This is a genomic window from Endozoicomonas sp. ONNA1 (genome assembly GCF_024606325.1).
Taxonomy (GTDB): Bacteria; Pseudomonadota; Gammaproteobacteria; order Pseudomonadales; family Endozoicomonadaceae; genus Endozoicomonas_A.
Map to the genome: position 1 here is coordinate 1 of NZ_JAHHPN010000376.1, position 11411 is coordinate 11411.

The following is an 11411-nucleotide window of genomic DNA, read 5'->3' on the forward strand; positions in this document are numbered from 1 at the left end:
ATCCATCACCAGAGTGAGTGGCTGTGTCCCTTCAAACAGCCTGCCTGAACGCAGAATGTGGCGACCCTCTTCAGATATGCTCAACCGGCTGACCAGATTGGCCTGTGAGAGGTCATCAGGATGGGCAATAAGGGCGACATCCCGATGTTCATCGACGGTCAGGGTCACTAAAAGCTGTCGGACCTCATCATCACTGGCGACAAAACGAAAATCGAAGGGACAAGGGGCCTTAAGAAGCAAAGAATTCCTTGAGGATAAGCTTCTCGACTTGTCGGGCAACGTCATCGGAGGTGACGATCTATTTATTTTGGGCGTTATATCAGAGTAAGTTTTTACATCTTTTTCTGATGATGAATCCGGCTTTGCTTTCTTCTCCCGAACGCCACTTTCAAGAACGCGTTTGTTTATCTGTCCAGCGATAGAACTGTCCATAGTTAGTCTTCCTCCTCCAATCTGAAGGACTGTATTGAAATCTTTAATGATGTGACCTTCAGATAGCATGGAAGTTCCATTCGGATAGATCCCCCTGACCATCGCAAACGCGGCGGCCTCGTGGAGTCTTCATGGACAGTGGTAATCTGGGAAAAGATCTCTGCAGGGGATAATTTCGTAACAAATCTTGATATGCTTCCCTTCGGGCAACATCCGGTCAACAACCATTCTGGCAATTTTATCAAGCTCTATGCAGCTTCTGGCGAAGAAGAGCTTAAGCGTTATGAAAGTGCGGGTTTTACTTGTTCACTTTACCTTTCAGAGGTCGAAGTCTTCTGTTCTGCTCCATATCATCAGGCTTGCGTTTTCGATGTGCTCTTTGGTGATCAGTCAGAGCTTTAACACTCTTGCAGACCTTTCCACATGGCCACGGTTGGCCATCCTCCCCGACCACTAGCGTGACACAGGTTTGTTGCCGGGTGTGGACTTTTCTTTTGTGTTGCGACAGGGCTCTGACACTCATACAGACAATCCCGCATGGTTGCCACAGACCATCCTCCCCGATCACAGTTGCAGCACAGATTTGTTGTCTGCTGTGCTCTTTACTTTTGTGATTTGACAGAGTGGAAGCATTCTTGCAGATAATTCCGCATGGCCGCGACTGGCCGTCCTCTCCAACCACGGTCATGTCACAGGTTTTTTGCCCAGTGTGGAATTTGCTCTTGTGATTCGATAGATGCAGAGCATTCCTGAAGAGCTTCCCGCATGTTCTTTGCAGGCCATCCTCCCCGACCACCATCGCGTTACAGATTTGTTGCCCGCTATGGGCGCTTTTTCTGTGACTCGCCAGGGTTTGGGCATTCTTGAAGACCATCAGGCATGGCCGTAGCTGGCCATCATTGCCAACCACTGTAACATCACAGGTTCTGTACCCGTTATGGCATCTGTTTTTGTGAAGCGAGAGGGCTTGAGCATTCTTACAGACCATCCCACACGGCTGCACCTGACCATTTTCCGTGACCACTTTTACTTTACAGTCTTGCGGCCCGGTGTGGGCTCTTCTTTTGTGAACCCACATGACCTTCATATTCTTGCAGACCTTCCCGCATGCCTGCTGCTGACCATCCTTGCCGACCACTGTCAACTCGCAGATTGGTTGCTGCCGCCCGCTGTGAAATTTGCATTTATGATCCATCAGAGCTTGTGTATTCTTACAGACAATACCGCATGTCTGCTGCTGGCCGGCCTCATTGACCACTGCTACGTCACAGGTTTGCGGCCCGGTGTGGAATCTTCTTTTGTGAGCCCAAAGGGCTTGAGCATTGCCGCAGACCTTCCCGCATGACTGCTGCCGACCATCCTTGGCAATCACTGTCACCTCACAGGTTCGTTGCCTGGTGTGGAATTTGAACCTTTGATCTGACTGGGCCTTTACAGTGTTTGTCCCGGAAACGTGAGGTTGACTCTGACTCAATTGGAATGATCCTGTCGTTGTTTGTTGTTTCTCTGAAGTCTCCAATGGGGGAATGAACTGGGTAAGCGCAAGGGAAATTCCGGCTTCTTCGGGAAGGCTACGTGGAACGATTAACCCATTTATGGCCGAAACACCGCCAGCAGTGGCAGGAAAATTCACACCATCATTGGCCAGGCCGGGAGCGCCAGTTGTATTGAACGCCCCTGCGCCCATGAAATGTGGAGCGCTTACAGAATCAGAATAATTCATGCATCTAAAACAGTACCCATTGGCCAAGTGGGGACATGAGCTTTGTTCAGAGTCCGGTGGCCATTCAGCGGGCAATCTGCCATGAGATGACGGCCGGAATTGACAAACACCATGACACGGATTTACGAAACAATTAAACGCCAGAGAATGCAGGCGTTTATAAGGATCTCCGTTACCGCCGCCAGTGCCAGAATAAAAGGAGCTAATGCAAAAGCCTGCGGGGCGGGTGGTGGCTTCGGGAGTTTGTTGGCCCGATGATTCTGATGGTTGGTATGATGATCGGTCAGATCCGGAGCCATACATCATAGTGATGGTCGCAAACGGATAATCCTGACTGGCCTCTTCTTGTCCAACCGGATTAAGCGACGATGAACCGGGGTTCCAACGGCTTTTTAAAAGCCAGATGATCGCGACAGCCGCTTCTGCAGTCAACCATGAGTATGGGGTGTTACTTAAAGGAGTCACTTTGATGGTCAGTGTCCGTTCGTAAGCAGCCAGCAGTTGAGTGGCATAAAGCGATTGCCACGCAATCGATTCGATCATGGTCGTTTTCACCCTGTAACCCCAAGATCTGCGCGGTGTGTCATCGGGCGATGAATCTGGTTCTGTGAAGCCGTTTGGGTCGAAAATGTCTGACGGGGTTCCCGCAGGTTTTATAGAAAAACTCTGGTTTGGAAAAATTCTATCCTGTTCAAGCTCTATAATATAACGTTCTGTCAACCTTTCGGCCTGACAGACGACAGACAATGTCGGCAACAGCAGCGCCGCAAAGAGTGAGTGTTTAATAATTCCAGCCCTGCGTTCCGATTGATAAGGACGAAGGATAGATCAAGAAAATAAGCGTGCTTTTCTGTCAAAGATTTTCTGTCAAAAACCAAAGGGGTCCCCGGGCAAATCATGGGCTCATTTCATATTGGAGAAGACTAAACCTGCCTCCTTGATTTACAGCGTCTACAATTATCGGTTTAAAGTAAATACAGGATTTGGAAAACACTCGCTATGACAAAACTACTGCTCGTACCCACAACAATAATACTGTGCAGCCTGCTAACAAGCTGTGTCACTGAGCCGATGGCTGAGGAAGATAGCTTCTATGACCATGAGCGCCCTGCCCCGGTATTGACAGAGGAAGAATCAGCCATCAGCCGCCAGAACCGCATCAATGCCAACCAATATCGGATGAAACACGGCCGGGGGGGCGACTACCAGCCCTCTCCCGGGCAGCCGGGCAAGCCCTCCTGGAAAATGACTTTTCCCTACAATGAACCGATCATTATAGAAACCGAATCACAATCACAATAACAGGAACGAAATGATGAAAATGGAGCGAAAGAGAGAGAAAATGCTGCCCGGTCTGTCAACTGGACAGCAAATTTGAATTCGGCGTTCAAGCGAGTTCAACTGGCAGGTGCAATTCGTAGCTGGATAACACCATTATCCTTGATTTTCACGTCACGAACTTCAGCCTGATAGTCCGATTGGGCCACATCGCCCGAAAGGGTAATACGAGCGACGACATCCAGACTTTCTGCATCTGACAGACTGCTGGCCCCCATCATCATGGCGGCATTATCATCCAGTATTACCTCTTTGGGAAGGTCACTCACCTTCAGAGGAATAGCAGCAATAGGGGGCTTTTTAACACCACTCTCACGGGCAAACACGATAACTCTGGCCTGAGCTGGAAGGTCACTGAGTTCGGGAGCCAATTCGACATTGATCCTCAATTCTGCAACCGCCTCACCCATCAGCTTACGTGCTTTGGTGATACCCACAGACAATGACTGTCGTGCAGTCATATCATTTTCAATAGAGAGTGCTTTGGTCCAGGCCTGCACAGCCTGTTTGTAATCTTCCCGTTCGAAAGCATCAATGCCCTTGAGCCCTAATGCCGTAGTATTGCTTTCGTCCTTGCTCAGAGCATCCTGATAGAGGCCACGAACTTCGCCATTAACCTGGTTACGGTTGGCCAGGAACAGTACCTGAGCCAGTTGAGCCGCTGCCTGAGGACTGCCTTCCGAGACCGTGTAGAGTGTCTTATAGGCGTCAATCGCCTTATCCACTTCCCCCTTTGCGATATAGCGGCCCGCCAGCAGATACCAGGCCTGAGCATTATCCGGTCGCTTGTCGCGCCAGGCTTCCAGCGCAGAGATCATCTCTTCATGAGAAGCATCCGGATTCATCATCATCCCAGTCACAGACAGCTCGGTCTGAGCTCCCAGATGCAGGTAGACCGGTACGGCCATAGTTGGAATCAGGAGGGCCAGGAATAAAGCAAGACCTTTGCTGCTACTGCTTGTGTAACTGAGTGTTTCTTCCTTATCAGTCACATCTTCCAGTAGTTTTTTTTTCAGCTCAGTGCGAATCAGTTCGGCATCCTCTGGCGTTACCAAACCCTGGTCCCGCTGCTTTGTCAGATCCGCTTCCTGCTCTCTGAAATAGGCGATGTTGGAAGCCTTGTCTGAAACATCCTGATCAGAACTGCGTCGACTGCGAAACCACAAAGGCAGCATGACCAGAGCCATACCAGTGAGAGTTAATATTGTGGCGATTATCCAGAACTGCGTCATTTATCTTTACCACCCAGTATCTTGTCAAGCTCGGCTTTGTTCTGCTCGTCCAGCCCTTCAACTTCGGTCTCCGGACGATGCTCTTTAAGGATTCTGAACAGTATAAAAATGCCCAGAAGCAGCAGAATCAGAGGGCCAAACCAGAGCATAATGGTGCGGGCATCCATTCTGGGTTTATAGAGTACAAAATCACCGTACCTATCCAGCATGAACTGGATAACAGTGTCATCATCCGCCTTTTCCTCAACGATCATACGGTGCACTTGACGACGCAGATCTTGCGCAACAGGCGCATTGGAATCAGCAATGGACTGATTCTGGCACTGAGGGCAGCGCAGCTGTTCGTTCAAACGGAAAAACTGTTCCTGCTGCCGGGGAGAGTCAAACTGATAGTTTTCAATGACCCCGGCATGGGCGCTCAAACTGACTAACAGCACAGCGAGCCCCATCAGCATGGAGACGCTTACAGATTCCAGCAGTGATGAGCGCCTGAAAAAAAAGTCGAGAGTCATTGCACTAACTCCTTTTGCAGGGCATCGTAAAGGGGCTTGAGATCTTTCTTCCAGACCCGGTCATCAAGGATCCCGATGTGCTTGTAACGAATCACACCGTGCTTGTCGATCAGGAAGGTTTCCGGTGCGCCATAGACCCCCAGATCAAGACCCAACCTGCCATCCTTATCAACAATATTGAAAAGGTAAGGGTCTTCCAGACGATCCAGCCATTCCAAAGCCCCCTGACGCTCATCCTTGTAGTTGACGCCAACAATATTGATGCCTTCGCGGGCAAGTTTCATCAGGTAGGGGTGCTCCACCTTACAGGCCGGACACCACGAGCCCCAGACATTAAGCAACAGAATCCTGCCTTTCAATGCTTCTTCAGTAACGGTCTCTGCGGGCTGCTGCAATTTTTTCAGGCTGAATTCAGGAACCGGCTTGTCCAGCAGCATAGAAGGCAGTTCATTTTTATCTTCCATGAACAAACCGATGTAGAGCAGAACACAGAAAGTCAAAAAGAAAGCTAACGGTAAAAACAGTTTCCAACGCTTCACGCCTGACCTCCTGTGGTGACGGTTGCATCTTTCCCTGAATCCAGGGAAGGCCCGGGATTACCCGCCAATGCAGCTTTTTTCCCGCTCAGGGCGACTTTCTTCTTGAGACGGACACGATAACGCTTGTCCGAAATGGCCAGCAAACCACCCAGAGCCATGAAGATAGAGCCTAGCCAGATGAAACGAATATAAGGCTTAACGTAGAGCCGAACAGCCCAGCTATCGTCACCCAGAGGCTCTCCCAGGGCTACATAAAGATCACGGGTCAGGCCCGAATCAATGGCAGCCTCTGTCATCGGCATACCCTGAACGGTATAGACACGCTTTTCGGGATTAAGGACAGCAATCTGCTGCTTATCTTTAAAGACCTTCACAGTACCGAAGTCAGAAACATAGTTAGGGCCCTGGCGCTGATTCACACCATCAAAACGAAAGACGTACTCACCCACCCGGGCTGTGTCGCCCGGATTCATACGCAGATCTTTCTGAACGCTGTAACCAGAGGTCAGAGCCACCCCTATAAAGGTCACTGCCAGTCCCAGGTGGGCCAGTTGCATACCATAATAGGCAGGTTTGAGCTTTCTCATTCCTTTCAGAAGGCCGATGTTTCGGGTTTTGTTGCGAACATCCTTACCGATGGTTAATACCATCCAGAGCACGAGTCCAATCGCCAGGGCTTCACTGACCAGGAAGCGGTCACCGTATAAGAAACTGAAGATGATGCCACCGACAACAGAAACGACCAATATCCAGCGCACCTGCTGCTTCAACCAGCTGAGAGAACCTTTTTTCCAGTTCAGCAGGATACCGATACCCAGACAGGCAGCCAGCAGCATGGAGAGTGGAACAAACAGCAGATTAAAGTAGGGAGGGCCAACAGAAATCATGCCCAGATCCAAAGAGTCAAGGAGTAGTGGGAACATAGTACCCAGCAGTACCGTGGCACAACTGGTCACCAGAATAATGTTATTGAGTAGCAACAAGGTTTCGCGCGATAGCAGTGAGAAACTGATTTTACTTCTCACTTCCGGTGCCCTGAATGCAAACAGGGTCAGGGAAGCCCCCACAACCACCAGCAGATAGCCGAGAATGAAGAGACCACGCTCAGGATCGTTGGCAAAGGCGTGAACAGAGGTCAGCACACCGGAACGAACCAGAAAGGTACCAAACAGACTCAGGGAGAATGTGGTGATAGCCAGCAGCAGTGTCCAGCTCTTGAACAGTCCGCGTTTTTCAGTCACCGCCAGAGAGTGAATAAGGGCCGTACCGGTCAGCCAGGGCATCAGGGAAGCATTTTCCACAGGGTCCCAGAACCACCAGCCACCCCAGCCCAGCTCGTAGTAAGCCCACCAGCTTCCCAGGGAAATGCCGGCAGTCAGGAAGCACCATGCCACAGTTGTCCAGGGACGAGCCCATCGAGCCCAGGCGCTGTCAAGCTGTCCACCGAGCAGGGCCGCAATAGCAAAAGCAAAGGCTACAGCAAAACCTACATACCCCATGTAAAGCATGGGTGGATGAACAATCATACCCAGATCCTGCAGTAGCGGATTCAAGTCAGAACCTTGAACAGGGGGGAATGGCAGAATACGAGCAAATGGGTTAGAAGTCAGCAGAATAAACAACAGAAAGCCAACGCTGATCATACCCATGACCGACAGAACTCTCGCAGACAGTTCCGGCGGCAATTTGTTGCTGCGCAGGGCAACCACCTGTCCCCAGCCCGTAAGAGTCAGAATCCAGAGCAGCAGAGAGCCTTCATGACCGCCCCAAACCGCAGTCACCTTGTAGTAAACAGGCAGCAGGGAGCTTGAATTGCTGGCAACGTACTGAACAGAGAAGTCATCCGAGACAAAAGCGAACACCAGACACATGAACGATAACAGGACAAAAACAAACTGCCCTGAAGCCAGCGTTTTACCAGTGGCCATCCAGTTCAGTCGACCATTGTAGCTACCCAGCAACGGAATAATGCTTTGCAGCAGTGCCAGACAGGTGGCCAGTATGAGGGCAAACAACCCCAGTTCAGGATTCATGACTGGCTCTCCGATGGTTGAGGCTGAGGGTTCTCTAAAGACTGTTGATTCTCTTTCTGGTACGACGGGGCGCCATTAGATTTATCTGACGGATTGCCTGACTTCGTACCATGAGCCTTGTCGATGGCCTTCTGTACTTCCGGAGGCATATAGTTTTCATCATGCTTGGCCAATAGCTCCTCGGCTACAAAACGACGGTTTTCATCCAGTTTTCCGGTTCCGACAATGCCCTGACCTTCTTTGAAAAGGTCCGGCAGGATTCCGGTATATTCCACTTCCACTTCACCATCGCCATCACTGATTCGGAAAGTGGCTTTCAGGCTATTCGGATCACGTTTGACCGTACCCGGAACCACGATACCGCCACCCCGGATCCTCTGACCAACGGGCGCTTCGCCAGTGGCCATCTGGGCTGGTGAGAAGTAATGGTTGATGTTTTCCTTCAGGGCAAACAGAGCAAGGGCCACAGCAATACCGACGCCGGCTACCAATAAAAGGATCAATAATAAGCGTTGTCTGCGAACCGGATTCATTCCACTTCCCCCTCCCGGGCACCCTGAGCTTTAATGTTGACGCTATCTTCCTGCTGACGGGCTATTGTTAGTTTTTGCTCTCTGTCAGCCCCGGAGCGTTGATTTTTGTTCCCGTTTGAGCTTTTACTGAGGCTGAGGCTCTTATCAACGCCAAGGTTCCAACCTCTGGATTGGCTGCTGCGCACCTGACGCTGAATCTGGGACACAATCCGCTCTCTGAACCGCAATGGGGAAACTATGTTGTAGACAATGATCAGTAGCCCCATGCCATAAGCTGACCACACATAAACACCGTGACCACCCATGTGTATCAAACTGGCCAGATTTTCAAAATACATAGTCATCAATTCTCCTGTCTGGCCAATACGGTCTTGTGAACCCATTTAGTTCGGCGCTCACGGTCCAGTATTTCGGTTCGCAAACGGAGAATAAGGACGACGGTAAAAAACAGATAAAAAGCCGCAATACTGATCAGCAGAGGCCAAAGCATCTCAGGTGCCATGGACGGCTTCTCGGTTAACTTGAGCGTGGCGCCCTGGTGCAGGGTATTCCACCACTGAACAGAAAATTTGATGATAGGGATATTAATCACCCCAACCAGAGTCAGGATGGCGCAGGCTTTGGCCGAGGTATTGGTGTTTCTCATGGCGCCTCGAAGGGCGATGACCCCCATATAGAGGAACAGCAGAATCAGCATAGAGGTCAGTCTGGCATCCCAGACCCACCAGGTTCCCCAGGTCGGTTTACCCCAGATGGCACCTGTTATCAGAGCCAACAGGCAGAAAGAAGCCCCGATGGGTGCACAACACTTGAGTGCCATATCAGCCAGTTTCATTTTCCACACCAGAGTGACGATACCTGCAAAGGCCATCATCACGTAGATAGCGGATGCCAGAAAGGCGGTAGGAACGTGGATAAATATGATCCGGTAACTATTACCCTGCAGATAGTCCGGTGGCGCAAATACCAGGCCCCAGATCAAGCCGGTTGCCATTAACAGGGCTGCCACAATGGCCAACCAGGGCAACCATTTGCCACTGATCTCGTAAAACCATTTGGGCGAGCCCAGTTTGTGAAAAAAAGTCCAGTTCATTTTTTACTCTACCGTGACTGGTTCCTGTTGCTCAGTCTGCAACTATTCTCAGTGATGCGGCTATCGCCAGAGGCGCCAGACACAATCCAAATATCAGCAATGCTGCCATCCACAATAAGTGCCCTGAATAGGACATACCCTCCACTGCCGTCTGAACGGCACCTGTCCCGAAAATCAAAACAGGAATATATAAAGGTAAAGAGAGCAATGTCAGTAGTATTCCTCCCCTCTGAACACGCACTGTCAGCGCAGCACCAATAGCTCCGGCGAGACTCATCAGGGGTGTTCCCACCAGCAGACTCAGTATTAATGCAGGGAAAGCCTGTGTCGGTAAATGCAACATCAAGGCCAGTAAGGGGGCCATAACAATCAGTGCCACACCGGTCGTCAGCCAATGCGCAGAAATTTTAGCCAACACCAGTAAAGGCAATGGGTGGGGCGACAATAATAGCTGATCCAGTGAGCCGTCTTCCTGGTCACTTCTGAACAGGGAGTCGAGGGAGAGAAGGACTGCCAGCAAAGCACCTATCCAGACAATGCCCCCGGCTAACTGAGACAAAAGTTCTTTTTCAGGGGCGATACCCAGAGGAAACAGACTGGCGACCATCAGATAAAAGGCCACCGGATTCAAGGTCTGCCCCGGTGTCCGAAAGGCCAGTGTAAGGTCTCGTTTAACCATTCCCAGAAATGCCCGGCCACCCCGTAATGAAGTGTCACTCATAACCAGGCCCCTGACTCTTCATGACCGGTCTCTTCATCTGAAGCGGCATATGCCTCCAGAGGCAGCTTTGTGACCCGGTCAGAGAGCTTTGACAAACTCTGATGGCTGGTCATTACCACAGCACCGTTTTTTTTGACATGCCGGGCCAGCAGTTGTTCAAGCCAGGCCACTCCCTCCATATCAATCGCCGTAAAGGGCTCATCGAGAATCCAGAGCGGCGTGGCTGACAACGAAAGGTCTGCCAGAGCCACCCGTCTGTGCTGCCCTGCCGAAAGCTGCCCACAGGGAATCTCTTCATAGCCAGCAAGGTTCACTTGCTCCAGCGCCGAAAAAATCGACGGTTCCGGGTAACGTTCGTTACGAAGGTTTGAGCGCCAGAGAATATTCTCAATCGGAGTGAGTTCAGTTTTAACGGCAGGCTTGTGACCAAAGTAAAATGTCGACAACCTAAATTCCGCATAGATGCTGGAAAGCTTCTGCCCCTGCCAGATCACCTCGCCACGATAATCGCCGCAGAGGCCAGCCAGCACTCTCAAAAGCGTGGTCTTACCCGCTCCGTTACAGCCTTCTACCTGTAGCAGTTGACCGGGGGACAGTTGAATGGAGAGATTTGAAAAAAGAACACGATCGTCTCGTTCACACTCCAGCTTAGCCACTTCGAGCAAGTCGTTTTCCCTAAAATCTGTCAGTCAAATGAGTCTTTCGGAGACCCTTGGCGTCTCAGCCCTTATACGGCTGAAATTTCATAGCAGTTTACGATTGACGTCTGTTGACTGTTCAAAAAATACTCTGACAGCCATAAAGTCGGACAGGATTATATCGAAAAAGACGTTCGTTCCGAAGTAATTAACTATCTAGATTGGGTAAATCCGCTGAAATTGAACTGACTCGAGCCAGCTCAGCGTTCTCATTCGCCGGAGTCATCAACGATCCCGGTTGTTCACCCACCAGACCCCAGCCTCAACCCGCGAAGCCACCCCTTGCCCTCATAGCCTTGAGTGTTTCCAGTCCATCCATACCTTTCATTTTCAGATCCGGCAGACAGTCCCGGAAAACAGACAGTGATAATAGCGGACAGCGCCTTAAATCGAATGAGCTACAGCAACATAGCTCTCTTTCTGTGATGTCTGGGCAAAAACCTGCCGATCAGGTGCAATCGGCAGGCATAGCAACGTGAAACCGGTAAACTTGATTTCCGATCTACCTATAGCCGAAAGAGTGCTCCCTGCGACTTGGCAGGGAGTTGAATTTCGTC

General features: G+C 50.6%; 12 protein-coding genes. 1 reads left to right on the forward strand and 11 read right to left on the reverse strand.

Features of this window, described 5'->3' with window-relative positions; translation table 11 throughout:
- Both KDK19_RS08680 and KDK19_RS08685 read right to left on the reverse strand, forming a co-directional pair.
- On the reverse strand, positions 1 to 432 hold a 432-nt coding region (locus KDK19_RS08680; protein WP_257291748.1), incomplete at its 3' end, for a hypothetical protein.
- A gap of 298 nt (positions 433 to 730) precedes the next feature.
- Entirely contained in the window at positions 731 to 2698 is a 1968-nt protein-coding gene (locus KDK19_RS08685; RefSeq protein WP_257291749.1) for a hypothetical protein, read from the reverse strand.
- A 456-nt stretch (positions 2699 to 3154) separates the two neighbouring features.
- Between KDK19_RS08685 and KDK19_RS08690 the strand changes: the two genes are divergently transcribed.
- A complete protein-coding gene (locus KDK19_RS08690; protein ID WP_257254202.1) occupies positions 3155 to 3457 on the forward strand; it encodes a hypothetical protein in 303 nt (100 codons plus the stop codon).
- 95 nt (positions 3458 to 3552) lie between these two features.
- On the opposite strand, the gene ccmI is transcribed toward KDK19_RS08690, so the two are convergent.
- From ccmI to ccmA, 9 genes are read right to left on the reverse strand one after another with little or no spacing between them, the layout of a single operon-like run.
- Positions 3553 to 4725: a c-type cytochrome biogenesis protein CcmI gene (gene ccmI / locus KDK19_RS08695; RefSeq protein WP_257276008.1), complete on the reverse strand. Its 1173-nt coding sequence runs from the start codon at positions 4723 to 4725 to the stop codon at positions 3553 to 3555.
- Entirely contained in the window at positions 4722 to 5237 is a 516-nt protein-coding gene (locus KDK19_RS08700; RefSeq protein ID WP_257252304.1) for a cytochrome c-type biogenesis protein, read from the reverse strand. The genes ccmI and KDK19_RS08700 overlap by 4 nt, the downstream gene beginning before the upstream one ends.
- Positions 5234 to 5776: a DsbE family thiol:disulfide interchange protein gene (locus KDK19_RS08705; RefSeq protein WP_257252306.1), complete on the reverse strand. Its 543-nt coding sequence runs from the start codon at positions 5774 to 5776 to the stop codon at positions 5234 to 5236. The genes KDK19_RS08700 and KDK19_RS08705 overlap by 4 nt, the downstream gene beginning before the upstream one ends.
- Positions 5773 to 7809, reverse strand: a complete 2037-nt coding sequence (locus tag KDK19_RS08710; protein ID WP_257276006.1) for a heme lyase CcmF/NrfE family subunit — start codon at positions 7807 to 7809, stop codon at positions 5773 to 5775. Before KDK19_RS08710 ends, KDK19_RS08705 begins: the two co-directional genes overlap by 4 nt.
- Positions 7806 to 8342: a cytochrome c maturation protein CcmE gene (gene ccmE / locus KDK19_RS08715; RefSeq protein ID WP_257254226.1), complete on the reverse strand. Its 537-nt coding sequence runs from the start codon at positions 8340 to 8342 to the stop codon at positions 7806 to 7808. Before ccmE ends, KDK19_RS08710 begins: the two co-directional genes overlap by 4 nt.
- Positions 8339 to 8686, reverse strand: a complete 348-nt coding sequence (gene ccmD / locus KDK19_RS08720) for a heme exporter protein CcmD (protein ID WP_257281323.1) — start codon at positions 8684 to 8686, stop codon at positions 8339 to 8341. Before ccmD ends, ccmE begins: the two co-directional genes overlap by 4 nt.
- Positions 8686 to 9435, reverse strand: a complete 750-nt coding sequence (locus tag KDK19_RS08725) for a heme ABC transporter permease (protein WP_257254224.1) — start codon at positions 9433 to 9435, stop codon at positions 8686 to 8688. The genes ccmD and KDK19_RS08725 overlap by 1 nt, the downstream gene beginning before the upstream one ends.
- A gap of 31 nt (positions 9436 to 9466) precedes the next feature.
- Complete coding sequence (ccmB, locus tag KDK19_RS08730; RefSeq protein WP_257254222.1) at positions 9467 to 10156, reverse strand: heme exporter protein CcmB; 690 nt, start codon at positions 10154 to 10156, stop codon at positions 9467 to 9469.
- Positions 10153 to 10821 (reverse strand): cytochrome c biogenesis heme-transporting ATPase CcmA, encoded by a 669-nt coding sequence (ccmA, locus tag KDK19_RS08735; RefSeq protein WP_257254220.1) that lies wholly within the window; start codon positions 10819 to 10821, stop codon positions 10153 to 10155. The genes ccmB and ccmA overlap by 4 nt, the downstream gene beginning before the upstream one ends.
- Positions 10822 to 11411: the final 590 nt, after the last annotated feature.